The sequence below is a fragment of the Acidiphilium rubrum genome, assembly GCF_900156265.1.
Taxonomy (GTDB): domain Bacteria; phylum Pseudomonadota; class Alphaproteobacteria; order Acetobacterales; family Acetobacteraceae; genus Acidiphilium; species Acidiphilium rubrum.
The window spans coordinates 1-26,771 of the sequence record NZ_FTNE01000033.1 but is presented as its reverse complement, the minus strand read 5'-3'; the positions used below and the strand labels follow the sequence as shown (position 1 = coordinate 26,771).

29 protein-coding genes are annotated in these 26,771 nt (G+C 64.0%); 24 read left to right on the top strand and 5 right to left on the bottom strand.

What is annotated here, in order from left to right; all coding sequences use genetic code 11:
* Nucleotides 1-287, top strand: a 287-nt coding sequence (locus BW994_RS16660; protein ID WP_139334169.1) for a transposase, incomplete at its 5' end; no start/stop codon positions are given.
* A 478-nt stretch (nucleotides 288-765) separates the two neighbouring features.
* Here BW994_RS16660 and BW994_RS16655 read toward each other — a convergent pair.
* Together BW994_RS16655 and BW994_RS16650 are read right to left on the bottom strand one after the other, a co-directional pair.
* A complete protein-coding gene (locus tag BW994_RS16655; protein WP_245594217.1) occupies nucleotides 766-1,284 on the bottom strand; it encodes an RES family NAD+ phosphorylase in 519 nt (172 codons plus the stop codon).
* Nucleotides 1,281-1,679 carry a hypothetical protein gene (locus tag BW994_RS16650; RefSeq protein WP_051657605.1) on the bottom strand — a complete coding sequence of 133 codons (399 nt, stop codon included), beginning with the start codon at nucleotides 1,677-1,679 and terminating at the stop codon, nucleotides 1,281-1,283. Before BW994_RS16650 ends, BW994_RS16655 begins: the two co-directional genes overlap by 4 nt.
* Before the next feature lie 199 nt (nucleotides 1,680-1,878).
* Here BW994_RS16650 and BW994_RS16645 point away from each other — a divergent pair, with 199 nt between their 5' ends.
* The 14 genes from BW994_RS16645 to BW994_RS16580 all read left to right on the top strand — a co-directional run bounded on the left by BW994_RS16645 (nucleotide 1,879) and on the right by BW994_RS16580 (nucleotide 16,361).
* On the top strand, nucleotides 1,879-2,403 hold the full coding sequence (locus BW994_RS16645) for a hypothetical protein (RefSeq protein WP_217696473.1): 525 nt from the start codon (nucleotides 1,879-1,881) through the stop codon (nucleotides 2,401-2,403).
* Nucleotides 2,404-2,474: 71 nt separating this feature from the next.
* Nucleotides 2,475-3,680: a multidrug effflux MFS transporter gene (locus BW994_RS16640; RefSeq protein ID WP_029313638.1), complete on the top strand. Its 1,206-nt coding sequence runs from the start codon at nucleotides 2,475-2,477 to the stop codon at nucleotides 3,678-3,680.
* A gap of 29 nt (nucleotides 3,681-3,709) precedes the next feature.
* On the top strand, nucleotides 3,710-4,453 hold the full coding sequence (locus BW994_RS16635) for a gamma-glutamyl-gamma-aminobutyrate hydrolase family protein (RefSeq protein WP_029313637.1): 744 nt from the start codon (nucleotides 3,710-3,712) through the stop codon (nucleotides 4,451-4,453).
* 72 nt (nucleotides 4,454-4,525) lie between these two features.
* Entirely contained in the window at nucleotides 4,526-4,987 is a 462-nt protein-coding gene (locus BW994_RS16630) for a hypothetical protein (RefSeq protein ID WP_029313635.1), read from the top strand.
* 10 nt (nucleotides 4,988-4,997) lie between these two features.
* The gene (gene accD / locus BW994_RS16625) at nucleotides 4,998-5,867 is read left to right on the top strand and encodes an acetyl-CoA carboxylase, carboxyltransferase subunit beta (RefSeq protein WP_029313634.1); all 870 of its coding nucleotides are present in this window, start codon (nucleotides 4,998-5,000) and stop codon (nucleotides 5,865-5,867) included.
* The gene (locus BW994_RS16620; protein ID WP_029313633.1) at nucleotides 5,864-7,156 is read left to right on the top strand and encodes a bifunctional folylpolyglutamate synthase/dihydrofolate synthase; all 1,293 of its coding nucleotides are present in this window, start codon (nucleotides 5,864-5,866) and stop codon (nucleotides 7,154-7,156) included. Before accD ends, BW994_RS16620 begins: the two co-directional genes overlap by 4 nt.
* A gap of 216 nt (nucleotides 7,157-7,372) precedes the next feature.
* Nucleotides 7,373-8,449 (top strand): alcohol dehydrogenase, encoded by a 1,077-nt coding sequence (locus BW994_RS16615; RefSeq protein ID WP_051657604.1) that lies wholly within the window; start codon nucleotides 7,373-7,375, stop codon nucleotides 8,447-8,449.
* Entirely contained in the window at nucleotides 8,446-9,348 is a 903-nt protein-coding gene (locus BW994_RS16610) for a LysR family transcriptional regulator (protein ID WP_029313630.1), read from the top strand. Before BW994_RS16615 ends, BW994_RS16610 begins: the two co-directional genes overlap by 4 nt.
* A gap of 131 nt (nucleotides 9,349-9,479) precedes the next feature.
* A complete protein-coding gene (locus tag BW994_RS16605; protein ID WP_029313629.1) occupies nucleotides 9,480-9,953 on the top strand; it encodes a formate dehydrogenase subunit gamma in 474 nt (157 codons plus the stop codon).
* The gene (locus BW994_RS16600) at nucleotides 9,953-11,503 is read left to right on the top strand and encodes a formate dehydrogenase beta subunit (protein WP_029313628.1); all 1,551 of its coding nucleotides are present in this window, start codon (nucleotides 9,953-9,955) and stop codon (nucleotides 11,501-11,503) included. The genes BW994_RS16605 and BW994_RS16600 overlap by 1 nt, the downstream gene beginning before the upstream one ends.
* 12 nt (nucleotides 11,504-11,515) lie before the next feature.
* Nucleotides 11,516-14,356, top strand: a complete 2,841-nt coding sequence (gene fdhF / locus BW994_RS16595) for a formate dehydrogenase subunit alpha (RefSeq protein WP_029313626.1) — start codon at nucleotides 11,516-11,518, stop codon at nucleotides 14,354-14,356.
* Nucleotides 14,353-15,192 (top strand): formate dehydrogenase accessory sulfurtransferase FdhD, encoded by an 840-nt coding sequence (gene fdhD, locus BW994_RS16590; protein ID WP_029313624.1) that lies wholly within the window; start codon nucleotides 14,353-14,355, stop codon nucleotides 15,190-15,192. The genes fdhF and fdhD overlap by 4 nt, the downstream gene beginning before the upstream one ends.
* A complete protein-coding gene (locus BW994_RS16585; protein ID WP_029313623.1) occupies nucleotides 15,182-15,430 on the top strand; it encodes a formate dehydrogenase subunit delta in 249 nt (82 codons plus the stop codon). The genes fdhD and BW994_RS16585 overlap by 11 nt, the downstream gene beginning before the upstream one ends.
* A 106-nt stretch (nucleotides 15,431-15,536) precedes the next feature.
* The gene (locus BW994_RS16580) at nucleotides 15,537-16,361 is read left to right on the top strand and encodes a formate/nitrite transporter family protein (RefSeq protein ID WP_029313621.1); all 825 of its coding nucleotides are present in this window, start codon (nucleotides 15,537-15,539) and stop codon (nucleotides 16,359-16,361) included.
* Nucleotides 16,362-16,365: 4 nt separating this feature from the next.
* On the opposite strand, the gene BW994_RS16575 is transcribed toward BW994_RS16580, so the two are convergent.
* Both BW994_RS16575 and BW994_RS19750 read right to left on the bottom strand, forming a co-directional pair.
* Nucleotides 16,366-16,701, bottom strand: coding sequence for a DUF1491 family protein (locus BW994_RS16575; RefSeq protein ID WP_029313619.1), 336 nt, complete (start codon nucleotides 16,699-16,701; stop codon nucleotides 16,366-16,368).
* The gene (locus BW994_RS19750; protein ID WP_156038180.1) at nucleotides 16,694-16,852 is read right to left on the bottom strand and encodes a hypothetical protein; all 159 of its coding nucleotides are present in this window, start codon (nucleotides 16,850-16,852) and stop codon (nucleotides 16,694-16,696) included. The genes BW994_RS16575 and BW994_RS19750 overlap by 8 nt, the downstream gene beginning before the upstream one ends.
* A 132-nt stretch (nucleotides 16,853-16,984) precedes the next feature.
* Here BW994_RS19750 and BW994_RS16570 point away from each other — a divergent pair, with 132 nt between their 5' ends.
* From BW994_RS16570 to BW994_RS16555, 4 genes are all read left to right on the top strand, one after another.
* Nucleotides 16,985-17,995 (top strand): ABC transporter substrate-binding protein, encoded by a 1,011-nt coding sequence (locus BW994_RS16570; protein ID WP_029313617.1) that lies wholly within the window; start codon nucleotides 16,985-16,987, stop codon nucleotides 17,993-17,995.
* A gap of 15 nt (nucleotides 17,996-18,010) precedes the next feature.
* Nucleotides 18,011-18,751 carry an ABC transporter ATP-binding protein gene (locus tag BW994_RS16565; RefSeq protein WP_029313616.1) on the top strand — a complete coding sequence of 247 codons (741 nt, stop codon included), beginning with the start codon at nucleotides 18,011-18,013 and terminating at the stop codon, nucleotides 18,749-18,751.
* Entirely contained in the window at nucleotides 18,748-19,527 is a 780-nt protein-coding gene (locus tag BW994_RS16560) for an ABC transporter permease (protein ID WP_029313614.1), read from the top strand. The genes BW994_RS16565 and BW994_RS16560 overlap by 4 nt, the downstream gene beginning before the upstream one ends.
* A 204-nt stretch (nucleotides 19,528-19,731) precedes the next feature.
* Nucleotides 19,732-19,935, top strand: coding sequence for a hypothetical protein (locus tag BW994_RS16555; protein WP_029313612.1), 204 nt, complete (start codon nucleotides 19,732-19,734; stop codon nucleotides 19,933-19,935).
* Between the two features lie 268 nt (nucleotides 19,936-20,203).
* Here the strand turns inward: BW994_RS16555 and fabI are convergent, their stop codons facing one another.
* On the bottom strand, nucleotides 20,204-21,040 hold the full coding sequence (gene fabI / locus BW994_RS16550; RefSeq protein ID WP_029314230.1) for an enoyl-ACP reductase FabI: 837 nt from the start codon (nucleotides 21,038-21,040) through the stop codon (nucleotides 20,204-20,206).
* 102 nt (nucleotides 21,041-21,142) lie between these two features.
* On the opposite strand from fabI, the gene pdxH reads away from it, so the two are divergent.
* From pdxH to BW994_RS19365, 5 genes are all read left to right on the top strand, one after another.
* The gene (gene pdxH, locus BW994_RS16545) at nucleotides 21,143-21,730 is read left to right on the top strand and encodes a pyridoxamine 5'-phosphate oxidase (protein ID WP_035231762.1); all 588 of its coding nucleotides are present in this window, start codon (nucleotides 21,143-21,145) and stop codon (nucleotides 21,728-21,730) included.
* Nucleotides 21,727-23,070 carry an amidohydrolase family protein gene (locus BW994_RS16540; protein WP_051657660.1) on the top strand — a complete coding sequence of 448 codons (1,344 nt, stop codon included), beginning with the start codon at nucleotides 21,727-21,729 and terminating at the stop codon, nucleotides 23,068-23,070. The genes pdxH and BW994_RS16540 overlap by 4 nt, the downstream gene beginning before the upstream one ends.
* 64 nt (nucleotides 23,071-23,134) lie before the next feature.
* Nucleotides 23,135-24,682, top strand: a complete 1,548-nt coding sequence (locus BW994_RS16535) for a DHA2 family efflux MFS transporter permease subunit (protein WP_029314235.1) — start codon at nucleotides 23,135-23,137, stop codon at nucleotides 24,680-24,682.
* 487 nt (nucleotides 24,683-25,169) lie between these two features.
* The gene (locus BW994_RS16530; RefSeq protein ID WP_139334167.1) at nucleotides 25,170-25,625 is read left to right on the top strand and encodes a hypothetical protein; all 456 of its coding nucleotides are present in this window, start codon (nucleotides 25,170-25,172) and stop codon (nucleotides 25,623-25,625) included.
* Nucleotides 25,626-25,638: 13 nt separating this feature from the next.
* On the top strand, nucleotides 25,639-26,226 hold the full coding sequence (locus BW994_RS19365; protein ID WP_139334166.1) for a hypothetical protein: 588 nt from the start codon (nucleotides 25,639-25,641) through the stop codon (nucleotides 26,224-26,226).
* Nucleotides 26,227-26,771: the final 545 nt, after the last annotated feature.

Genomic DNA, 26,771 nt, shown 5'->3' with positions numbered 1-26,771 from the left:
ATCCCTGGTTGCGGCATGTGTTTGCCGATGGCGGCTATGCCGGTCCCAAACTCAGTGAACGCCTCGCCAAAATCGGCAAATGGACCATACAGATCGTCAAGCGCTCGGACGCAGCCAACGGGTTCGAACTCCTGCCACGCCGCTGGGTGGTGGAGAGAACCTTTGCCTGGCTCGGCAGATGCCGACGCCTTGCAAAGGATTTCGAGGCCACCGTTGCCAGCGCCACCGCATGGCTCTTCCTCGCACATATCCGCCTGCTCACAAGAAAAATCGCACGCAACGGATAGCCACACTACCATTCAGATTCGGGCTCTGAGACTAAGGCCGACTCGTGGAACAGTGGTTTTGGTGACTGACAAATATATCACCAAACCGACTGTTTTATCTAGAGGCGGCCTGGCAATGACGACCGCTTTCCCTCATAGCGAAGCATACCCAGCTGTCTTCCGCTACCGGCAGCTGTAACAGCACCCGACTGGCGCATATGGACGAACATCGGTCGACCTGGTCCGATGGCGAACGGCGGCTTCCGGAATCGGGTGATTAGCGGCGAGCCGGCGGGGTTGGGTCGATTTGCCGCCTTCGACCACGCCAGATTAAGTCCGCATTTGTCACTCAACCTCTCAAAAGCGGACCGACCGCTTTCCACCAAACCCCGCCGATCGGTGCCGAGACCGCGAATGGCCGCTTCGGAGAAACTGAGTTGTCCGCCTAGACGGCGGGGATGAGCGCATAGCTGCCGGCTGCGCCGCTGCCCATGATGTTTCACGTCCAGGAACTCATATTTTTCGGTAGTCGCCCGGCATCGTCGATGACTTTCACCTGGCAAGGCGGTACATCGCCCCATTCCCAGAATATCACATTGACGTCCGAGGCTGTAGCGCCAATCGCGAAGCTTTGGACGATGATGCCTGCAACACCGCCAGCGGCCAACCGCTTCATCATCGCCCACGATGGCGGTTCGATCTTTCTTGTAGCGAGGTCTTTCCACGCGCAACCGAGGTCATCCAATGTTACGTTACTGGCTGCACGGATATCCTTGTCGGTCAGATCAAGAATGGTCTCACAATCGACATCGTAGCCACATAGCGTCATCGGCTGAGCTTTGTATGGAAAGCCCTGTTGCGCCTCCAGCCATGCTGTCTGGAAGGTTCGCGAGGTGTATAGTGCTTTTATGCCCACAGGGTTGAAGCGGCCGCCATGCGTGGCTGCTCCGGCGCCGGAATTTGGAGCCCAGGCCCATCGCGGGTTGTGTGCGCGGTAAACAATCGTCTGTAGCCTCAAGCGAAGCCGCCAGCCGCCAGGCCCGCAAGGTAATCCTTAAGGTCGGCAATCCGCCCGCTGCGGACCAGATCCTCGGACGTTATTCCCCCAAAGGCTGGGATCGGCTGCGAACGGAACCAGGAGAATGCCTGCGGCACGGACCCGCACCAGGGCAAGATGCGATTGAGTATTTCGGCCGTCTCACGCAGCCTGGCTTGAGTTGCAGGGGCATTGAACCTGGCGCTTTTGGAGATCGCTTCCCTGGACAGGCCAATTGAAAATGCGAGATCTGTCTTGGTGACACGCAGCAATTGCGTGAAGCGATCGAGCTGGATGTCCCCACTGGGTGAGAACACCTCCGCCAAAAAGCCGCCTTGGCCTTTGTCAGACCTTGTACTTGTCGTGTGGTCGGCCATAACGCCTCACAAAATACCCTTTAAACGGGACATTTTATGAGCCGTATCCGCCTCGGATGCAAGTCCAAATTATCCGCGACCCCTACCCAACCCGCGCCGCTCGCCCCGCAACCGTAACACCGACACAGCACCAAAAAAAACATCACGTCACCAAAAATAACTATTTCCCACCCCCCACCCGCCATGCCAATCTCCCTTCGTGAACGAGCGCCCCGCCTCAGACCATTTGCCCGCCTCAGACCAGTTGATCGAGCGTTGCACCGCCACCATTGGCGCCCTGCGGCACGACGTCACCGATACCGGTGACCACGCCAGATTGCTCCGCGCCGTCATCGCCCTGATCTGCGCCGTGCTCACCCGCCTCATCACCCTCCTCGCCGAATCCCGCGATGGCACCGTGATCCAGGCACCCCGCACAACCGCCGAAACCCACGCGCGCCCCAAATCGTCACCCAAGCAACGCAGCACCCCCAGCCCAGCCCGCAAATCATCCCCCAAATCCGACCTCAGCCAAGCCGAACCCGCGCCCACCCGGCACGCTTCCGCAACGCCGGCCCCAATCGCCACCCCAACACCCGCCGACATATCGACCCCCCACCCGGCCCCACACCCGCCATCCGCCGCAGGCTCGATCCCCCCGGATATCCCCAAGCCACGATCATTTCACCGCCCACCCCCACTCATCCTCGCACGCCCAAATCGTTACGATATCGAAATGATCTAACCCGCCAGATCACCCCAGGGTCAACCTGAAGGCAGGTTCACGCCCGCTCACCGAGCCGTTAGACTGGCGCGATGTCCGCCACCCAAACCCCGCTCGAATCCCTCGCACCACCCCGCCGCCTGCCCCTGCTGCTCGGCTTCCTGATCGCGATCGGGCCGGTCTCGGTCGATATGTACCTGCCCGCCTTCCCCACCATCGCGCGCGATTTCCACGACCCCGCCGGCCCCGGCCTGACCCTCGCCGCCTATTTCGCCGGCCTCGCGATCGGCCAGATGACCCAGGGCCCCTTCTCCGACCGCGCCGGCCGCCGCCTGCCCATCCTGCTCGGCCTCACCATCTACACCATCGCCTCGCTCGGCTGCGCCCTCGCCTGGAACACCGACTCCCTCTCGGCCTTCCGCCTGCTCGCCGCCTTCGGCGGCTCCGCCTCCGTCGTCATCCCCCGCGCCATGGTGCGCGACGTGGCGGATGGCCCGGCCGCCGCGATGCTGTTCTCCAAACTCATGCTGGTCATGGGCGTCGCCCCGATCATCGCGCCGATCATCGGCAGCGCCGTCGTCTCGGTCGGCTCCTGGCGCTGGATTTTCGTCATCGCCGCCGCCTACGGCATCATCGCCCTGGCCCTCGTCTGGTTCAAACTGCCCGATACCCTGCCCACCGCCCGCCGCAGCCTGATCGGCTTCCGCTCGATCCTGCGCCGCTACGGCCAGATCGCGACCGACCGTGCCTTCCTCACCAACGCCCTGACCGGCACCTTCGCAATCGGCGCGCTGTTCGCCTACCTCACAGGCACGCCCGGCGTGTTCATCGGCCAGTTCCACTGGCGCCCGCTCGCCTATGCGGCCCTGTTCGGCGCCAACGCCGCCATTTACATCGCCTTCAACCAATGGAACCCGCATCTGGTCGCCCGCGTCGGCCTGCGGCCCGTCATCAGCGCCTCGATCCTGCTGCTCCTCGCCGGCACAATCGCGCTGACCGCCGCGGCCGTGCTGGGCAGCGGCGCCATCCCCATCGTGCTCGCCCTGTTCATCTGTCAGGCCAGCTACGGCTTCGCTTTGCCCAGCACCATGGTCGCCGCCCTGTCGCGCCACCAGGCCCACGCCGGCTCGGCCTCCGCGCTGATGGGCACGTGGCAATATCTCGGCGGCGCCATCACCGGTGCGGTGGTCGGCGGCTTCGCCGATGGCACCGCCCGCCCGATGGCGATCACCATGCTCGGCTGCGCTGCCCTCGCCGTATTCGCCGGCCGGTTCCGCCCGAAAAATTCCATTGGATAGAGCCCGTTATCGCGATAAAGGACCATCTCATGACCAGCATCATCGGCATCCCCGCCTGCACCAAGCTCATCAACAACCACCACCAGCACGCCACCCCCGCCCGCTACGGCGACGCCTTGATGCGCGCGGCCGATGCGCTGCCCCTGCTCATCCCGCCGGAAGGCGAAGCCATGCTCGCCGTGCTCGACCGGCTGGACGGCATCCTGTTCAACGGCAGCCCCAGCAACGTCATGCCAACCCGCTACGGCGCCACCGCCGATGAAACCCCCGATTCGCACGACCCGGACCGCGATGCCACAACCCTGCCCCTGCTGGTCGCCGCCATCGCGCGCGGCATGCCGGTGTTCGGCATCTGCCGCGGGTTGCAGGAACTCAACGTCGCCCTCGGCGGCACGCTGCACCAGCAGGTCCACACCATCCCCGGCCGCAACGATCATCGCGGCGGCGTCGGCACCCGCGCCGAACAATACGCCGTCCGCCACCAGGTCAGCCTGACCGGCAGCGTCGCGCGCATCTGCGGCAGCGACACCATCATGGTCAATTCCCTGCACGGCCAGGCGATCGACCGCCTCGCCCCAAGCCTCGTGGTCGAAGCGACGGCGCCGGATGGCACGATCGAAGCGGTCCGCGTCGCCGATGCCAAAGGCTTCGCCCTCGCCGTCCAATGGCACCCGGAATGGGACGTGCTCGGCGCGCCGGACCGCCAGCGCCTGTTCGCCGCCTTCGGCGCCGCCTGCGCCGCCTACCGCACCGGCGCACGCCAGGCCGCCTGACGTTTCGGCACAAGCTGACTTTCGACAATATCCGGCCTATATAGGTCGGATAACTTCTCAGGAGCCACGATCATGGATATCCAGACCATCGACAGCCAGTATTCCCAACTGCAAGGTCAGGCCGATCAGACCGTGCAGTCCCTCAAGGCCCTGGCGACCAAATTGCAGACCGCATCGCAAGCCGGCAACCCGGACGCACGGGAATGGATGCTCGATCTGAAGGAAATCGCCCTCGCTATTCAGGCCGAGCAGAATCAGGTCGCCAACCTCCTCCAGGCGTTGCACGGCTTCGTCGCCAACCAGCCGCAGCAAATGGGCTCGGTGCCCCAAACCCAGCAGCCCTGGGGCGCGCCGCAACCCCAGAACTACCCACCCCAGAACTACCCGCCGCAAGGCTACCCGCCGCAACAAGGCTACCCGCCGCAGCAGCAGGGCGGCATCCTCGGCGGCTTCCTGAACTCGGGCTTCGGCCGCGCCATCACCATGGGTGCCGGTTTCGGCATCGGCGACAGTATCATCAACGACATCTTCTGATCGCGCCGCAATGAACTGGCTCACCGAATTCGTCCGTCCGCGCGTGCGCACCCTGCTCGGGCGCAAGGAGGCGCCGGACAACCTCTGGCACCAATGTCCGCAATGCCAGCAAATGATCTTCCATCGCGAGCTTGAAGCCGCGCGGAAAGTCTGCCCGCACTGCGGCCATCACATGCGCGCCACCGCCCAGGAACGCCTCACCTGGACCTTCGATGACGCGAGCTTCACCCGCATCGACCTGCCGAAAGTCCCGGCCGACCCCCTGAAGTTCCAGGACAAGAAGCGCTATTCCGATCGCCTGTCGGACTCGCGCAAAAAAACCGGCATGGACGACGCGGTGCTGGTCGCCCACGGCAGCGTCGGCGGCCATAAAGCCGTCGTCATGGCGATGGATTTCCGCTTCATGGGCGGCTCGATGGGTGCCGCGATGGGCGAGGCGCTGGTCAGCGCCGCCCGCCTCGCGGTGCTCCAGCGCGCCGCCCTCATCGTCTACACCGCCTCCGGCGGCGCGCGCATGCAGGAAGGCGCGATCAGCCTGATGCAGATGCCGCGCACCACCATCGCCGTGCAAATGGTGCGCGAAGCCGGCCTGCCCTACATCGTCATCCTCACCGACCCCACCGCCGGCGGCGTCACCGCCTCCTTCGCCATGCTGGGCGATATCCAGATCGCCGAACCCAACGCGCTGATCGGCTTTGCCGGTGCGCGCGTGATCGAGGAAACCATCCGCGAAAAACTGCCCGAAGGCTTTCAGCGCGCCGAATATCTGCTCGAACACGGCATGATCGACATGGTCACCCCGCGCGGCGACCTCACCGCCACACTCGGCCGCCTGCTCGGCCTCCTCCACGTCCCGGCGGCGGAACCGCTCGCGGCGTGAGCGCCACCACCTCCCGGATCGACCAGCGGCTGGAGCGCCTGCACACGCTCTACCCCAAGCTGATCGACCTGCGCCTCGAACGGCTTGAACGCCTGCTCGCCGCCCTCGGCCACCCTGAACGCCGGCTACCGCCGACCATCCATGTCGCCGGCACCAACGGCAAGGGCAGTACCTGCGCCTTCATCCGCGCGATCGCCGAAGCCGCCGGGCTGCGCGCCCATGTCTATATCTCGCCGCATCTGGTGCGCTTCAACGAACGCATCCGCCTCGCCGGCACCCTGGTGAGCGACGACGCGCTCGATGCCGCCCTCGCGGAGGTCGAACGGGTCAACGCTGCCGCGCCAATCACCGTGTTCGAAGCCATCACCGCCGCCGCCTTCATCCTGTTCGCCGCCACCCCGGCCGATCTCGCGATCATCGAAGTCGGGCTCGGCGGCAAATTCGACGCCACCAACGTCATCCCGCCACCCCGCGCCGCCGCCATCACCGCCATCTCACTCGATCACCGCGAATTCCTCGGCGATACCGATACGGTCATCGCCCATGAAAAATCCGGGATCATCAAACCCGGCACCCACGCCATCACCGGTCGCCAACAACCCGATGTCTTCGCCGTCATCCAGGCGACCGCGCAATCCCTCGGCGTTCCGCTCGCCGCCCGCGGCCGTGACTGGACCATCGAACCCACGCAAGACGGCCTGCTCTACACCGACCAGCACGGCAGCCTCGCCCTGCCCGAACCCGCGCTGCACGGCGCCCACCAACGCGACAACGCCGGCATCGCCATCGCCGCACTCCGCCACAGTGGAATCGCCATCCCCGATGCCGCCTACGCCCAGGGCATGCGCAGCGTCGAATGGCCGGCCCGCATGCAACGCCTCAGCACCCCCCTGCTCGATGCCCTGCCGCCCGGCTCCACCCTCTGGCTCGATGGCGCCCACAACCCCGGCGGCGCCGCAGCGATCGCCGAAGCCCTGGCCGATTTCCCCGGCCCGACCCACCTGATCATCGGCATGAAACAGGCCAAGGACTGCGCCGAATTCCTCCGCATCGTCGCCCCGCACGCCGCCAGCATCCAGGCCATCGCCGAACCTGGCCAGCACCTCGCTTTGCCGGTCGAGCAAATCATCGCCGCCTCGGGCGGCATCGCCACGCCCGGCCCCACGATCGATGCCGCCCTGCGCCGCCTCGCGGCCGATGGTGCCGCTAAACGCGTGCTGATCTGTGGATCGCTCTACCTGGCCGGGGTGATCCTGGGGCGGCAGGCGGTGGTTGCGGGGGAAGGGTAAGGAAGCAAGTGCTTCTTTTTTGTAAAAAAGAAGCAAAAAACTTTTGTTAATCTGGTGCACGGGCGTTTTCACGGGCACAGACCCAAATTAATAAAGTTTTTTTGCTTCTTTTTTGTTCACAAAAAAGAAGACTCTTCCCTACCTTGCATCCCCCGCATTTGCGCCGCACGATACAACACGTCCAAAAACACCAGACCACACCAACGGGGAACTCACATGACGGCAGCGACCATGACCGCCTTTGCCATCGTCGAAAACGGCGCCGCGCTCGCCGAGATCACCCTGCCGATGCCCGAGCCCCAGGGCACGGAAATCCTGCTCGAAGTCACCCATTGCGGCGTCTGCCATTCCGACCTGCACATCTGGGACGGTTATTACGATCTCGGCAGCGCCGGCCGGCTCGATGTCATGCAGCGCGGCATTTCCCTGCCGCTCGCCCTCGGCCATGAAATCGTCGGCCGCGTCGTCAAACTCGGACCCGACGCCACGGGTGTGAAACCCGGTGATCTGCGCATCGTCTACCCCTGGGTCGGCTGCGGCACCTGCGCGCATTGTTTAGCCGGTGAGGACAATCTTTGCGCGAAACAGCGCTCGCTCGGCATTTTCCAGCACGGCGGCTTCGCGACCCATGTCATCGCCGCCCATGCCGGCCACCTGGTCGATCCCGGCGATCTCGACCCCGCCCTGGCCGCCACCTACGCCTGCTCCGGCATCACGGTATTCGCTGCCATCCGCAAGATCATGCCCCTCGCGCCGGATGTACCGGTCGTGCTGATCGGCGCCGGCGGCCTCGGCCTGTCCGCCATCGCGGTGCTGCGCGCACTGGGCCATCGCGCCATCGTCAGCGTCGATACCAGCGAAGCCAAACGCGCCGCCGCAACCGCCGCCGGTGCTACCGCCACGGTCGATGGCACGGCCGAACGGCTCGACAAAGCCATCATCGCGGCGTGCGGCGGCCAACCGGTCGCCATCATCGATCTGGTCAACGGTTCCGCCACCGCCCGCGCCGCCTACGGCGCGCTGGCCAAGGGCGGCAAGCTGATCATGGTCGGCCTGTTCGGCGGCGAACTGACCCTGCCGCTGCCCTTCATGCCGATGCGCGCCCTTACCATCCAGGGCAGTTTCGTCGGCACCCCGGGCGACCTGCGCGAACTGGTCGGCCTCGCCCAGGGCGGTGCGCTGCCCAAACTACCGATCGAAACCATGCCAAAGCACGAAGCCGATGCCGCCCTGCACCGCCTGAAGGACGGCACCGTCACCGGCCGCCTCGTCCTGGTCGCCGAACCCGCTTGATCGACAAGCTCGAATACCTCCTCGCCCTCGCCCGCGAAAAACATTTCGGCCGCGCCGCAGAAACCTGCGGCGTCACCCAGCCGACCTTCTCCGCCGGCATCCGCGTGCTCGAGGAAACCCTCGGCATGCCGCTGGTCGAACGCTCCTCGCGCTTCCAGGGCTTCACCCCGGAAGGCGAGCGCGTGCTCGAATGGGCCCGCCGCCTGGTCGGCGACATGCAGGCGATGCGCGCCGATATCATCGCCCTCAAGCGCGGCCTGTCCGGTCTGCTGCGCATTGCCGCGATTCCCACCGCTCTTGCCACCATCACCGAACTCACCACGCCGTTCCGCGCCCAGCACCCGGATGTCCGCTTCTCCATCCAGTCCTGCACCTCGAACGAGGTGCTGCGCCGGCTCAACAATTTCGAGGTCGATGCCGGCGTCACCTATCTCGATAACGAACCGATCGGGCGCAACCGCGTCGTGCCGCTGTATCAGGAGCGCTACCGCCTGCTCACCGCCGCCAATGCCCCGCTCGGCCGGCACGACCGCGTCACCTGGGCCGAGCTTGGCCAGATCCCGCTCTGCCTGCTCACGCCGGACATGCAGAACCGCCGCATCCTGGATCGCCTGCTGCGCAACGCCGGGGTCGATCTGCTGCCAACACTCGAAAGCAACTCCATCGTCGTGCTGGTCAGCCACGTGCAGACCGGCCGCTGGGCCTGCGTGCTGCCGGAAAAACTCGCCGAAATCTTCGGCCTCACCGCCAAACTGCGCGCCATCCCGATCGTCGCACCCGAAGAAGTCCACACCGTCGGTCTGCTCCTGCCCGACCGCGAACCGATGTCCCCGCTCGCCGCCGCCCTTGTCCAGATCGCCCACCGCCACGCCAAAGACCTCGACGACGTATCTCGATAGAGACCTTCTATCAAACCTTCGGGTCTTTGCCCTGTTATCTTTAACAGATTCGCGTTACCGTTCATTAATTCGAAAGTTTTACCGGGTACCAAACGTATCCGGCATTCTGCTGCGGGAGTTGAACGGGCGTAATGGCAAAACAACACTCTGTCTGGAATGCGACGGATGCGCGCGAAATCATCGCGGCCGAGCAGCACCGTGAAGGTGCCATGCTGCCCATTCTGCACGCATTGCAGGCCGCATTCGGCTACATCCCGCGCGATGCCGAGCCGCTGATCGCCGAGGCGCTGAACCTCAGCCGTGCCGAAGTCCACGGCGTGATCAGCTTCTATCACGATTTCCGCCGCGAACCCGCCGGCCGCCACGTCCTGAAACTCTGCCGCGCCGAAGCCTGCCAATCGATGGGCTCGGAAGTCACCGCCCAGCGCCTGCTCGACCTGCTCGGCCTCGATTGGGGCGAAACCTCGCCGGATGGGCGGATCACCATCGAGCCGGTCTATTGCCTCGGCTTGTGCGCCACCGCCCCCTCGGCCCTGTTCGACGATGAACCGATCGGCCGGGCCGACCAGCAGATGCTGGAAACCCTCGTGATGGAGGCCGCCTGATGAAAATCTTCATCCCGCAGGACATGGCCGCCGTCGCGGTCGGCGCCAACCGCATCGCCGCCGCGATCGAAGCCGAGGCTGCCGCCCGCAACATCCCGCTCACCATCGTCCGCAACGGCTCGCGCGGCCTGTTCTGGCTCGAACCCCTGCTCGAAGTCGAAACCCAGGCCGGCCGCATCGGCTACGGCAAGCTCACCGTGGCGGATGTGAAATCCCTGTTCGATGCCAATATCTTCGATGGCGGCACCCATCCCAAATGCGTCGGCCCGGTCGAAGCCATCCCCTTCCTCGCCCGCCAGACCCGCTTCACCTTCGCCCGCGCCGGCATCGCCGACCCCGCCTCGCTCGATGATTACCGCGCCCTCGGCGGCTACAAGGGCCTCGAACACGCGCTCTCGATCGGCCCCGCCGCCATCGTCGCCGCCGTCAAGGACAGCGGCCTGCGCGGCCGCGGCGGTGCCGGCTTTCCCACCGGCATCAAATGGGAAACCGTCGCGCGCACCGCCTCCGACCGCAAATACATCGTCTGCAACGCCGATGAAGGCGATTCCGGCACCTTCGCCGATCGTCTGATCATGGAAGCCGACCCCTTCATGCTGATCGAGGGCATGACCATCGCCGGCATCGGCGTCGGCGCGACCAAGGGCTACATCTACCTCCGCTCCGAATACCCCTTCGCCATCACCATGATGAACCGCGCGATCGACCTCGCCCGCCGCGCCGGCCTGCTCGGCACCACGATCCACGGCAGCGCCCACGCGTTCGACATCGAAGTGCGCGTCGGCGCCGGCGCCTATGTCTGCGGCGAGGAAACCTCCCTGCTGGAAAGCCTCGAAGGCAAGCGCGGCCAGGTCCGCGCCAAGCCGCCGTTACCCGCCATCAAGGGATTGTTCGGCCGCCCGACCATCATCAACAACACCATCACTCTGGCCAGCGTGCCGTTCATCCTGGCCGAAGGCGCGCAGCGCTACGCCGAACTCGGCTACGGCCGCTCGCGCGGCACCATGCCGATCCAAATCGCCGGCAACGTCAGGCACGGCGGCCTGTTCGAATGCGCCTTCGGCGTCACCCTCGGCGAGCTGGTCGACGATATCGGCGGCGGCACCGCCTCCGGCCGCCCGGTCCGCGCCGTGCAGGCCGGCGGCCCGCTGGGGGCGTATTTCCCGCCCTCGATGTTCGACACACCCTACGATTACGAAGCCTTCGCCAAGCGTGACGGTCTGATCGGCCACGGCGGCCTCGTCCTGTTCGACGACACCGCCGACATGGCCAAAATGGCCCGTTTCGCCATGGCATTCTGCGCCCATGAATCCTGCGGCAAATGCACCCCGTGCCGGATCGGCGCAATCCGCGGCGTCGAAACCTTCGACAAGATCGCCGCCGGCATCGAACCCGAGAAAAACCTCGCCCTGGTGCGCGACCTTTGTGAGACCATGAAGCTCGGCTCGCTCTGCGCCCTCGGCGGCTTCACCCCCTACCCGGTCCTCAGCGCGCTCAACCATTTCCCAGGGGATTTCGCGGCGAAACCGCTCCCTCTGGCCGCCGAATAAAGGAACACACCCATGGGTCTCGTTCACGAAATCGACTACGGCACCAAGCCCGTCCAGTCCGAAAAACTGGTCGCCCTGACCATCGATGGCGTCGCCGTCAGCGTGCCCGAAGGCACCTCGGTCATGCGCGCCGCGATGGACATCGGCACCAAAATCCCCAAACTCTGCGCGACCGACATGCTGGACAGTTTCGGCTCCTGCCGCCTCTGCCTGGTCGAAATCGAAGGCCGCGCCGGCACCCCCGCCTCCTGCACCACGCCGGTTGCCGAGGGCATGGTGGTCCACACGCAAAACGAGCGCCTCGGCAAAATCCGCCGCGGCGTCATGGAACTCTACATCTCGGACCACCCGCTCGACTGTCTGACCTGCTCGGCCAACGGCGATTGTGAATTGCAGGACATGGCCGGCGCGGTCGGCCTGCGCGATGTCCGCTACGGCTACGCCGGCGACAATCACCTCGCCTCGACCAAGGACGTCTCCAACCCCTATTTCCAGTTCGACCCCGCCAAATGCATCGTCTGTTCGCGCTGTGTGCGCGCGTGCGAGGAAGTGCAAGGCACCTTCGCGCTGACCATCGCCGGCCGCGGCTTTGACTCCAAGGTCTCGCCCGGCATGGAGGAAAGCTTCTTCGACTCCGAATGCGTCTCCTGCGGCGCCTGCGTCCAGGCCTGCCCGACCGCGACGCTGATGGAAAAATCCGTCGTCGAAATCGGCCAGCCCGAACATTCCAAAGTCACCACCTGCGCCTATTGCGGCGTCGGCTGCTCGTTCAAGGTCGAAATGCGCGGCGAACAAGTCGTCCGCATGGTCCCCTTCAAGGACGGCAAGGCCAACCACGGCCATTCCTGCGTCAAGGGCCGCTTCGCCTGGGGCTACGCCTCGCACCGCGACCGCATCACCAAGCCGATGATCCGCGCCCATATCAACGATCCGTGGCGCGAGGTCTCGTGGGACGAAGCGATCGCCCACACCGCGTCCGAGTTCAAGCGCATCCAGGCGCAGTATGGCAAAAACGCCGTCGGCGCCATCACCTCCTCGCGCTGCACCAACGAGGAAACCTACCTCGTCCAGAAACTCGTGCGCGCCGTCTTCGGCAACAACAATACCGACACCTGTGCCCGCGTCTGCCACTCGCCGACCGGCTATGGCCTCAGCCAAACCTTCGGCACCTCCGCCGGCACCCAGGATTTCGACAGCGTCGAACACGCCGACGTCATGCTGCTAATCGGCGCCAACCCGACCGATGGCCATCCGGTGTTCGCCTCGCGCATGAAAAAACGCCTCCGCGAAGGCGCCAAACTCATCGTGATCGACCCGCGCCGGATCGATCTGGTCCGCACCCCGCATGTCGAGGCCGCGATCCATCTGCAAATCCGCCCCGGCACCAACGTCGCCATCCTCACCGCAATCGCCCACGTCATCGTCACCGAAAACCTGGTCGATGCCGACTACGTCCGCGATCGCTGCGAGACCGATGCCTTCGCCCATTGGGCCGAATTCGTCGCCCAGGACGCCAACAGCCCCGAAGCGACCGCCGCCATCACCGGCGCCGAGCCGCACGCCGTCCGCGAAGCCGCCCGCCTCTACGCCACCGGCGGCAAAGCCGCGATCTATTACGGTCTCGGCATCACCGAACACAGCCAGGGTACCACCGCCGTCATGGCGCTCGCCAACCTCGCCATGGCAACCGGCAACATCGGCCATGTCGGTGCCGGCGTGAACCCGCTGCGCGGCCAGAACAACGTCCAGGGCAGTTGCGACATGGGCAGCTTCCCGCACGAACTACCCGGCTACCGCCACGTCTCGACGCCCGATGTCCGCGCCCTGTTCGATCAGGCCTGGGGTGTCACGATCGAACCGGAACCCGGCCTGCGCATCCCCAACATGCTCGACGCCGCGATCGATGGCACGTTCAAAGGCCTCTACATCCAAGGCGAGGACATCGCCCAATCCGATCCGGACATCCGCCACATCACCGCCGGCCTCTCGGCGATGGAATGCGTCGTCGTGCAGGACCTCTTCCTCAACGAAACCGCGCAATTCGCCCATGTCTTCCTCCCCGGCTCCACCTTCCTCGAAAAAAACGGCACCTTCACCAACGCCGAGCGCCGCATCCAGAGGGTCCGCAAGGTCATGGCCCCGAAAAACGGCTACGAGGATTGGCAGGTCACCCAGCTGCTCGCCCAGGCGCTCGGCTACGCCATGAACTACACCCACCCGTCGGAAATCATGGACGAAATCGCCCGCCTCACCCCCAGCTTCGCCAATGTCTCGTTCGACCTCCTGGAACGGGTCGGCTCGGTGCAATGGCCCTGTAACGAAGCAGCACCCGAAGGCACGCCGACCATGCATATCGATCATTTCGTGCGCGGCCAGGGCCGGTTCTTCGTCACCGAATACGTCCCGACCGACGAGAAAATCGGCCCGCGCTTCCCGCTCCTGCTCACCACCGGCCGTATCCTCAGCCAGTACAACGTCGGCGCCCAGACCCGCCGGACCGAAAACACCGCCTGGCACCAGGAAGACCTGCTCGAAATCCACCCGCACGACGCCGAACAGCGCGGCGTCACCGATGGCTCATGGGTCAAGCTCGCCAGCCGCGCCGGCGAAACCAGCCTGCGCGCCAAAATCACCGAACGCGTCGCCCCCGGCGTGGTCTACACCACCTTCCACCACCCGATGACCATGGCCAACGTCGTCACCACCGACTATTCGGATTGGGCGACCAACTGCCCCGAATACAAGGTCACCGCCGTCCAGATCTCCCCCTCCAACGGCCCGACCGACGCGCAGCGCGACTACGCCGAACTCGGCCGCCGCACCCGCCAGATCGAGGCGGTCGCCGCCGAATGAGCCAACTGCCGGCCCCGGTCCCCGCCCCCGTCGTCGAAATCGCGGCCACCGCCTTCCGCAACGGCACCGTCACCGCGCAGACGCGCGCGGTGCCGGAGGAAACCGCCGTCGCCCTCAGCTACGGCCGCGTCGGCTACGCGGTCATGATGACCACGCCCTGCGACCTGATCGATTTCGCGATCGGCTTCAGCCTCTCCGAAGCCATCATCGATCGCGCGGCCGACATCATCGCCTGCGACCTCGTCACGGTCGAAGGCGGCATCGAATGCCGCATGGAGGTCGCGCACGACGTCGCCGCCCGCCTCGCCCAGCGCCGCCGCCACCTCGCCGGCGCGCTCGGCTGCGGCCTCTGCGGTCTCGAAAGCCTCGCCGAAGCCAACCGCGCGATCCCCCGCGTCACCACCACCCGCCCGGTCACCGCCGACGCCATCATGCGCGCCATGCGCAGCCTGCCGCTGCATCAGACCCTCAACCGCCGCACCCACGGCATCCACGCCGCCGCCTTCCTCGACCCGGCCGATGCCGCCCTGCTGGTCCGCGAAGACGTCGGCCGCCACAACGCGCTCGATAAACTGATCGGCGCGCTCGCCCGCCAGGACCGCAACCCCGCCACCGGCATCCTGCTGATGACCAGCCGCATCTCGATCGAACTGATCCAGAAAGCCGCAATCGCCGGCATCCCGGTCATCGTCGCGGTCTCGGTCCCCACCGCCCACGCCATCCGCGCCGCCGATGCCGCCGGCATCACCCTCGCCGCCGTCGCGCGCGACGATGGGTTCGAAATCTTCACCCACCACGCCCGCATCGAGTTTGGAGCCCACGCGCATGTCGCATGACCATCAAGCCCAGGACCAAAAACTGGTCTACATGGCCAACCAGATCGCCACCTTCTTCAACTCCCAGTCCGATGATCACGCGATCGGCGAAATCGCTAATCACATCATAAAATTCTGGGACCCGCGGATGCGCGCAAAAATCACCGCCTATGTCGGGCACGGCGGTGCCGGCCTGTCACCCCGCGCACAATCCGCAGTCGAGCGTCTGCCGCAGCCTCAGCCGCAATCTGCTGAATAAAACGATTTACCGGCCGATTAAATAAAAAATTAGCGTCCCGTTCAGTTTTATTGACGAAACATGGACGCATGACTACACAAAATCCACATTCACTAAGGAGCGTCACATGGATTGGCTAAACCCACCGGCCCTCGCGGCTGCAATGATCGAAGCAGGCACCCGCAAAGCGAACCTGCCCACCAAAACCATTCTGGTCACCGGCATCCTGTCCGGCATGTTTCTCGGCTTCACCACCACCCTGTTCGTCTCGGCGCTGGTCGCCACCGGCAACATCGTGGTCTCGGCCCTGTTCTTCCCGGTCGGCTTCATCCTGATCATCCTGCTCGGCCTCGAACTCTTCACCGGCAACGTCGCCCTGATTCCCTACGCCGCCCTCGCCGGCAAAGTCCCCGTCGGCAAGGTCGTCTCGTCGCTCGCCACCGTTTATGTCGCCAACCTGATCGGCAGCCTGATCTACGCCGTCATCTTCGCCGCCATCGACACCAAATTGTTCACCGAAGCCCCCGACCCGATCGGCGCGAAACTCATCGCCCTGACCGGTCTGAAAACCCTGGTCTACATGAAGGCCGGCGGCGCCGGCTGGGCCACCGCGTTCCTCAAAGGCATCCTCTGCAACTGGATGGTCAGCCTCGGCTCGGTCATGGGTCTGGTCAGCCGCTCCACCATCGGCAAAATCGTCGCAATGTTCCTGCCGATCATGGCCTTCGTCGCCCAAGGCTTCGAGCATTGCGTGGTCAATATGTTCGTGATCCCCTGCGGCATCATGCTCGGCGCCAAGGTCACCGTCGGCCAATGGTGGTTGTGGAACGAAATCCCGGTCACCCTCGGCAACATGGTCGGCGCGATCGTGATCACCGCAATCGGACTCTACGTGTCGTTCGGCGCCACCGCCAAGGCCGATCCTTCAGTCGGGGCAATCCCGGCCGAATAACCCGTCACAACAGCTTCGCCTCGAACGGCGGCAGATAATCCGGCGCTTCGAACTCGATCACCCACAGATCGGGATCGAAGCGCATCTGCTTCTCCACATACTCATCCGCCCGCGCCTCATCGACCGGATCAGGCCCCGTCGCCCGCAGCCAGGCCGCCCGCCCCTCGGCATCCCGCGTCTGACTCAACGCCACAATCCCCATCCGCCCGCGCAGCAACACCACCACCCCGCCAGCATCGGCATCGCCCCGCCGTATCACCATCCCCGGCCGCCCATCCGACGCGCCAAGCCGCAGCGCCATCTGGACCCAGATGCCGGCTTTGATTCTGGGCTCAGACACTGGCTGTCGCCTCGTGGGAGAAGAAGAAAGTTAAGGACAGCACTTCTTTTTTGAAAAAAAGAAGCAAAAAACTTTCTGACTCTAGGCCATGGGCGTTTTCACGGGCACGGGCATAAATTAATGAAGTTTTTTTTGCTTCTTTTTTGTTCACAAAAAAGAAGACCTGCTTCCTCGCTGTACTGCGACTCCACCGTCTCACCATAAACCTTGACCTCTCGACGATCGCCCCGAACTCTGTCCATAATGCAATGAATCGTTATCAATCAAAAACGGGGACATATTCATGCGCTGCATTCGCTCCTTGGCCTGTTGCCTCGCCGCCGCCGTGGGTCTGATCGCGCTGCCCCACCGCGCCACCGCCGCCCCCGCGCTGCAAAAAATCACCTTCGGGCTCGATTGGGTGGCCGAAGCCGAATACGGCGGTTTCTATCAAGCCGTCGCCACCGGCATCTACAAGAAATATGGGCTCGACGTCACCATCCGCCAGGGCGGCCCCGAGGTGAACAACGCCCAACTTCTCCTCGCCGGCAAACTCGATTTCGACATCACCTCGAACGGCTTCCTCGCCTTCAACTTCGTCCAGCAGAAAATCCCCTTCGTCGCCGTCGCCGCCATGTTCCAGAAAGACCCGGATATCCTGCTCGCCCACCGCAGCACCGGCGAAACCAGCTTCGCCGCCCTCAAAGGCAAACCGATCGCCATCTCGTCGGATACCCGCGCAAGCTGGTGGCTCTACCTCGCCCATAAATACGGCTACAGCGACAGCCAGATCCGCCCCTACGACTTCAACCTCGCCCCGTTCTTCACCAACAAAAACCTCGCCGTCCAAGGCTACCTCACCTCCGAACCCTTCCTGGTCAAACAGAAAACCGGCCACTTCCCCGTCGTGCTGCGACTCGATCAAGCCGGGTTCGATGGTTACGCCGAACTGATCGCAACCTCGAAAAAACTGATCGCGACCGACCCCTCGGTGGTCCAGCGCTTCGTCGCCGCCTCCGCCGCCGGCTGGAAATCCTACCTCGACGGCAACCCCGCCCCCGCCTTCGCCCTGATCCGCAAAGCCAACCCGGACATGACAGCGCCGCTCCTGAAATTCGGCTACGACGCCCTGAAACAAAACGGCATCGTCGATTCCGGCATCACCAAAACCATGGGCATCGGCGCCATGACCGACGCCCGCTGGAAAGGCTTCTACACCCAGATGAGCGACGCCGGCCTCTACCCGAAACACTTCGACTACCGCGCCGCCTTCACCCTGCAATTCGTCGACCACAAAACCCCGGCCAAACCTTGAGCCTCCCCGCCTGACATGCTCCGGCTGAACGGCGTCGGCCGGCGCTTCCCCAACAACGTCATCGCACTGGACAATATCACGACACGGATCGAGCCGGGTGCCTTCATCGCCCTGCTCGGCCCCTCCGGCTGCGGCAAATCCACCCTGCTGCGCATCCTCGCCGGGCTCGACACCCCCGACACCGGCAGCCTGACCTGGGATGACAACACCCCACCCGGCCCCGGCGACATCGGCTTCGTCTTTCAGGACGCGACCCTGCTGCCCTGGGCGAATGCCGAAGCCAACGTCTTCCTCCCGCTCCGCCTCGCCGGAAAATCGCTCGAAACCGCCCGGCCGATCGTGCGCGACACGCTGGCCCAACTCGGCCTCGCCGGCTTCGAACACGCCAAACCAACCGAACTCTCCGGCGGCATGCGCATGCGCGTCTCAATCGCCCGTGCCCTGGTCTCGCGCCCCAAACTGCTCCTGATGGACGAACCCTTCGCCGCCCTCGATGAATTCACCCGCCACCGCCTGCAGGACGATCTGTTCGCCCTCTGGCGCGAAGCCCGCACCACCATCGTCTTCGTCACCCACTCGATCTACGAAGCCGCCTACCTCGCCTCGCGCATCATCGTCATGTCGCCCCGCCCCGGCCGCATCGCCGCCGAACTCACCTGCACCCTGCCCGATACGAACACCCGCCGGACCGACCCCGCCTACGCCGCCCTCACCACCCAAGTCACCGAAACCCTCCGCGCCGTGATGCCCGCATGACCAGCCTCGAACGCACCGCCCCCATCGCCTTCGGCCTGCTCGGCCTCATCCTCTGGCAAACCGCGGTCAGCCTGCTCCAGGTGCCGGTCTACGTCCTGCCCGGCCCCATCGCCATCATCACCGCCTTCTGGTCGGACCACGCCTCGCTGCTGCTCTCGCTGCTCTCCACCCTCGCCGTCACCGCCGCCGCCCTCATCGCCGCCGCCAGCCTCGGCATGATCCTCGCCCTCGCCATGGCCGCCAGCCGCCTCGCCCGCGCCGCCATCCAGCCCTGGGCCGTCGTCCTGCAAGTCACCCCCGTCGTCGCCATCGCACCGCTGATCATCATCTGGGTCAATCAGCAATTCGCCGCCCTGGTCGTCTGCGCCACCATCGTCGCCTTCTTCCCAGTCCTGTCGAACACCGCCGCCGGCCTCGCCGCCACCCCGCCCGAACTCGCCGATTTGTTCCGCCTCAACGGCGCCACCCGCCGCCAGACCCTGTTCCTGCTCCGCCTGCCCGCCGCCCTGCCCTATTTCCTCGCGGGCCTGCGCATCGCCGGCACCCTCGCCCTGGTCGGCGCCGTCGTCGCCGAATTCGTCGCCAGCTCCGGCGGCTTCGCCTCCGGCCTCGCCGGCCGCATCCTCGAATCCGGCTACCGGCTGGAAATCGCCCGCATGTTCGCCGCCCTCACCCTGCTCGCCATCACCGGCATCCTGATCTACGCCGCCCTCGGCGCGTTTGAACGCATGATCCTGCGGCGGTTCGGGGCTGGGCCTTCAGGCGAAGTGAAGTGAAAGGAAGACTTCTTTTTTGGAAAAAAGAAGCAAAAAACTTTCGTTAATCTGGGGCATGGGTGGTTTCGCCGGCACGGGCCCAGATGAACAAAGTTTTTTTACTTCTTTTTTGTTCACAAAAAAGAAGACCTTCTCACACCCCAACGACCCCACCATCCAGCAATCCCGCTTGAATCCCACCTCACCCTCTGGCACAGCCCCATCATGACCCGAAAAATGACCGACGCCCAACTCGACTACGAACGCAAACGCGCCGCCAAGGCCAACAAAAGCCTCGACGAATGGCTGAAAGCCAAAGCAAAGGCCGAACTCAAAACCGCCCCCGCCAAACCGGAAATCGCCAAAAAACCCGGCCTGCTCCGCCGCCTGATCGAACGCGGCCACAAACCGATCACCGCCAAAAAATAGGGAATGAGGCCGGTCGGCTTTGGGGCTGAGGGTTGGGTAAGTAAGGCCAGGGGCGCTGCCCCTGGACCCCGTTAAAGGCGGAGCCTTTAAAATCCATTAGTTTTAGGCAAGGGGAGGGCGACCCAGGCCAGATCAGTTGAACCACCGAGGCAGCGCCCTCCCCTTACCTAAAACTAGCGGGTTCTAAGGGCTCCGCCCTTAGTGGGGGTCGAGGGGGCAAAGCCCCCCGCCTTACTTACCCAACCCTCAGCCCCAAAGCCGACCGGCCTCATTCCACGGCGTTGATATCGGGCGCGCTGGGGTTTTTCATGCCCACGATGTGATAGCCGCAATCCACATGGTGAATTTCCCCCGTCACCCCGCGCGACAGGTCGGACAGCAGGTACAGCCCGGAAGCGCCGACTTCTTCGAGCCCGACGTTGCGCTCCAGCGGCGAGTTATATTGGTTCCATTTCAGAATATAGCTGAAATCCCCGATCCCGGAGGCTGCCAGCGTTTTGATCGGCCCGGCCGAAATCCCGTTCACCCTGATGCCGCTCGCCCCGAAATCCGCTGCCAGATACCGCACCGATGATTCCAGCGCCGCCTTGGCGACCCCCATCACGTTATAGTGAGGCGTCACCCGCTCGGCGCCGAGATAGGTCAGCGTCACCATCGATCCGCCATGCTTCATCAACGCCCCGGCCCGCTGTGCGGCTGCGGTGAACGAGAAGCACGAAATATCCATCGCCTGCAGAAACGCCTGGCGCGGCGTATCGGCATACCGCCCGCGCAGATACTGCTTGTCGGCAAACCCGATCGCATGAACCAGAAAATCGATCTCGCCCCACCGCCCCGCAATCGCATCGAACGCGGCATCCAGCGCCGCGTCGTCGCTCACGTCGCACGGAATGATCATATCGGACTGAATACTCTCCGCCAGCGGCCGGATCCGCTTCTCCAGCGCCTCGCCCTGATACGTGAACGCCAGCTCACCCCCCTGCGCCGCAATCGCCTGCGCAATCGCCCAGGCGATCGAACGATTGTTCGCCACACCCATGATCACACCGCGCTTGCCCTGCATCAATGTGCCGGCAAGGGGAAGAGTTGCAACGGATTCCTGCATAAAATGGCTCCAATCAGATCACTGCGCGCGCAGTGACCCTGGGGTGGTGGCACAAGGCGGCATGACCTATCAAGTATGGCGACACATCAGCAAGGGCAACCAATGATCGATCTCACCACCGACCCCTATGATCTATTTGCCACATGGATGGCAAAAGCACAGGAGTCCGAACTGAACGACCCCAACGCCATGACCCTCGCGACCACCACGCCTCAGGGCCACCCTTCGGCCCGTATCGTGCTGCTCAAATCATGGGATCGCCAGGGTTTCGTCTTCTACACCAACCTCGAAAGCCGCAAATCCGGCGAAATCCGCGCCAACCCCCACGTCGCCCTGCTGTTTCACTGGAAAACCCGCAAACGCCAGATCCGCATCGAAGGCACCGCAACACAGGTCAGCGATGCCGAGGCCGATGCCTATTTCGAAACCCGCCCCCGCCTGTCGCGAATCGGCGCCTGGGCGTCCGACCAGTCCCGCCCGCTGCCCGAACGCAAACTGCTCGAACAACGCCTCGAATCCGCCGTCGTCCAATACGCCGATGCCCCGGTCCCCCGCCCGCCGCACTGGTCCGGCTGGCTGGTCACCCCCAGTGCCATCGAGTTCTGGGAAGACCGTGACTTCCGACTGCACGACCGCGCCGTCTTCACCCGCGCGGGCGACGACTGGTCCGCAACCAGGCTCTACCCATGACCTGGTCGCTCCTCATCCGCCAGGCCACTTTGCCGGACGGCCGGAGCGGCCTCGACATCGGCATCCAAAACGGCGTCATCACCGCCATCGAACCCAACCTGCCCGGCGACGCCGGCCGGATCATCGATGCCACCGGCAACCTGGTCAGCCCCCCCTTCATCGATGCCCATCTCCACCTCGACTCCACCCTCTCGCTCGGCGAACCCCGCCTCAACCAATCCGGCACCCTGCTCGAAGGCATCGAACTCTGGGGCGAACTCAAACCCCGCCTCACCATCGATGCCATCTACCAGCGCGCGAAACGCCTCTGCCTCTGGTCGATCGCCCAGGGCATCGGCGCCATCCGCTCGCATGTCGATATCTGCGACGACCGCCTCCTCGCCGTCGAAGCCCTCACCGCGCTGCGCACCGAACTCGCCCCCTACCTCACCATCCAGCTCGTCGCCTTCCCGCAGGACGGGTTTCTCCGCTATCCGAAATCACCCGAAAACCTCCACCGCGCCCTCGCCATGGGCATCGACATCATCGGCGGCATCCCCCATTTCGAACGCACCATGGCCGATGGCGCCGAAAGCATCCGCCAGCTCATGAAAATCGCGGCCGACCGCGGCCTCATGGTCGACATGCACTGCGATGAAAGCGACGATCCGCACTCCCGCCACATCGAAACCCTGGCGTCCGAGACCGTCCGCCACGCCATGCACCACCGCGTCGCCGGCTCGCACCTCACCTCGATGCACTCGATGGACAATTACTACGCGAGCAAACTCATCCCCCTGATCGCCGAAGCCGGCATCAGCGCCATCGCCAACCCGCTCATCAACATCACCCTGCAAGGTCGGCACGACACCTACCCCAAACGCCGCGGCATGACCCGCGTGCCCGAACTCATGGCAGCCGGCGTCACCGTCGCCTTCGGCCACGATTGCGTCATGGACCCCTGGTACCCGCTCGGCAGCCACGACATGCTGGAAGTCGCCGCAATGGGCCTGCACGTCGCGCAAATGACCGGCGTCACCGGCATGCGCGCCTGCTACCGGGCCGTCACCACCAACGCCGCCACCGCCCTGAACCTCACCGACTACGGCATCGCCCCAGGCAAGCCCGCCAATCTGATCATCCTCGACGCCGCCGACCCGATCGAAGCCATCCGCACCCGCCCCGCCCGCCTCCACGTCATCCGCGCCGGCACAATCATCGCCCAAGCCCCCGCCCGCCGCAGCACCGTCACCCTCGCCGATCAATCCACCATCATCGACTGGCGCCACCCGCAACCAAACCCCGCGCCCCCTCAGACCACGCCCCCCTCATACCACGCCCCCCCCTCATACCACGCATAGATGATATCCCGCGCCGCATCGCCTTTCCGCTAGCCACCAGCCGCCCAGCCGCTAATATGCCAGCATGTCTGCCTCATCAACCGCCGCGCCCCTCGCACAAACCGCCACCGAAAAACCCAAGGTCGCCCTCGTCCCGCTCACCATCGGCCTCGGCCTCGGCCTCGGCATGGGCTCCTTCACCGGCGGCGCCCTGCAAAGCATCTACCCCTACGTCGCCGGCACCCTCGCCACCAGCAGCGACCACGCCCTCTGGACCCTCACCTACTTCCTCGTCCACTGGGCCCTCGGCATCGCCCTCATGCCCTGGTTCTCCCGCAAATTCGGCCTGAAACGCCTGTTCATCCTGGCCATGACGGTCCTGATCGCCAGTTGCTTCATGGCCATCCTCGCCCCCTCGCTCACCCTCATGCTGATCGCCCGCTCCATCCAGGGCATCTCCGCCGGCATCCTCGTCCCGCTCGTCCAAACCCTCCTGCTCACCAACTACCCCAAACGCCACCAGACCCTCGCCGTCGCCCTCTGGAGCAACATCATGCTGGTGCCCTTCTTCCTCGGCCCGGCCCTCGGCGGCTGGCTCGCCACCAACTTCTCCTGGCTCGATATCTTCTGGCTCGCCATCCCCCTCTGCGCCGCCTCCATCGCCCTGGTGCAAATCTCCCTCCCGGCCGACCGCCCCACCACCGCCCCACCCAAATTCGACGCGGTCGGCCTCGCCCTCCTCTGGCCCGGCATGATCGCCCTGCAAATCGTGCTCGATCAGGGCGAACAATACGGCTGGTTCCACTCCGTCTTCATCAGCCACGTGGCCCTCATCGCCGCCACCCTGCTCGTCCTGTTCGTCATCTGGGAACTCTTCGAACCCGCCCCTTTGCTGCAACTCCGCTACCTCGCCCGCCGCAACTTCGGCTTCGGCCTCCTGCTCCTCTGCCTCGGCTGGTCCATCTTCGTCGGCTGGAGCTCCATCCTCCCCCTCTGGTCCGAAACCGACCTCGGCTTCAACGGCTGGTGGGGCGGCGTCCTCCTCGTCCCCCTCGCCGCCACCGCCATCCCCATGGCCGCCATGATGAGCCGCCTCACCCGCCTGTTCAGCCTCCGCCTCCTCGCCTCCGCCTGCTTCATCATCTACGCCGGCGCCTACATCCTCGCCTTCTTCGACCCCGCCGCCGGCCTCAGCACCACCATCCCCAGCGAACTCGTCCAAGGCATCGCCGTCGGCATGCTCTTCGTCCCCCTCACCATGATCGTCCTGTCCGACGTCCCGCCCGATGAAATCGCCCTCGCCTCCACCACCTCCAACTTCATCCGCGTCTCCAGCGCCAACCTCGGCGTCACCCTGCTCACCACCCTCTGGCAACGCCAAACCGCCCACATCGAAGACAACATGAGCGCCGACATGCCGCACGACGCCGTCGCAAACTGGACCGCCGCCATGAAAACAAAAGGCATGTCCCACGACAGCATCATCGCCAGCCTCGCCCACATGCTCCACATCGAAGCCGAAACCTGGAGCCTCGACAACGCCCTCCGCCTCTCCGCCTACCTCTGCATCGCCGCCGCCATCATGGCCCTCGTCCTCCTCCGCACCCCGCAGAACGCCGCCGCGAAGCCGTAGGGCGAGGGAAGGCAAGACTTCTTTTTTGTAAAAAAGAAGCAAAAAACTTTTTTGAATCTGGCCCCGGGCGCGGACGCCGTCAGAGACTCACGCACCGCCCAACCACGTCATTGCGAGCAAGCCGTAGGATGGGCAGAGCCCTTGCGAAGCCCATCGATCATAACCACACAGCAAGGCGTAGCAACCATTAACTCATCGCCTGCCCCCGCCTTTGATTCGCCCTCGCGTCTCCCCCAAGTCTGACGCCGTCCTCCGTCGAACCAAGAAACAATCTGCGTTAGGAAACCGCGATCAGCTCGTTAGCGAGCCGCAGCCAGCGTAGGGCGGAACAGCGCAGCGCAATCCGCCATCTTTACGTGCCGAAGCCATCGGCGGACACAAGCTGCCGCGAATTTCGAAAGATCGTGGCGATGGTTCCACTTGCGTGCCACGAAATCTTGGCCGTACAGTCAAACCCGTTCTGAGTGCTTACAAAATGAGTCGGTTTATGCGATTTCCGAAAAGCTTCGTTCGATACGGTTTGGCGGTTTCGATCGCCTGCGCGGCGTTAGCAACTTCGTGCGCCGCCCACACAGGCTGGGCGTGGGTGTCAATCAGACATGTTCCCGCCTTTTCAGACGTTCGAGCTCAACTGCAAATGCTTGTGAACGTAAACGGGCGTCAGAAGACGAACCAGTTCTGCGTCATCGGACAGACAGACGATACTTCTGTACAAGCCTACGTCTACTGGCCAACAGAGCAAAAACTTATCCTTTGGGTACCTCACCTCTACGATAACGAAGCCCTGGTCACGTCGGATCGTTACCTGGATCTAAAACGTGACGTGGTCGACGGAAACGACGTTCACGGCAGCACATACCTGGTCACGCGCTCGTTTGTGAACGCTGCGCTGAAAGCGTGCCAGGAACACGGCGAAAAATTCACGATCCATAAATCAAATTGAAGGAATGCCTTGAATGGGCACCCCGCCGAAAACCGCCAAGCCGCAGACGCGGATCGTACTGGCCAGTCCGAGTACCAACGCCGGCGCAATGGAACGGCTATTCCTCATCGAAGCCTACACCCCAGCATATGTTGGAACCTACGATGCGTCCCAAAATCTCATAGCCATGCGCCTGATGCGTCAAACGATCGAAAATCGTCTAAAGTCACCCGGACAATATATGGCTCGAGGCGCCACCACCGAAATCGAAATCATTGAGTTGGGCAATCAATTCGCGGGATTTGGCACTTATCCGACCCTTGATCCAGGTATGACACTGCGTCTGCGGGACATTCTTACAATCGCAAACAACCCGAAGCACCCTATGCACGCGGCTTTCGCACAATTCGTCAACGACGCAATTACCGCCGCGACCGAATCAACGACCCCCTCGGTGGCGAAATATCCCAATGTCACGGCTTGGCGCACCAAAAATTCCGGGTCACCGGGTCCGAGTTTTCATATGTTGATAACCTTGAGCGGAAATACGTTTTACTCCACCATCCCAGTTCCGCCAATGCTACATAGAGATGCAAAACATTCAAGCAGGCAAACACACTGATCGTTCAAACTTGTTTCGCGAGCCGTAGCCAGCAAGCCGTAGCATGGGCAGAGCCCTTGCGAAGCCCATCGATCACAACATCACAATCAACCCGTATTCCCCTTCAACCATCACATAAAAACCGCTCGGGCGTCACCCATCACCCCCGACATCCGCGACCACCCCCCGCCAAATCAACCGGATACCACCCCATCGCGACGGCCCGATGAAACGATGAATACGGCCAATCTTCCACCCCGGCCACAAGGCCATGCTTCACCGGGTTGAAATGAATATAATCGACATGCGCCGCATAATCCGCATCGTCAGGGATCGTATGCTCCCAGCAGGACGTAGGATTTGTCTCCCGCGATCCCCACCAATCCACCCTCGCCAAAACCCAGACCAAAAATTCTAACGCACCCCTAACAAAACCCTTTCTCACCCCCCACCAATCATGGTCTACCCATACCCATGATCTCGAACGCGCCTTTCATGCCCGCCGACCCGTCCGAGCGCTTCGCGATGATCTTCCGCGCCCTGCAACGCTCCGTGGCCGACAACGG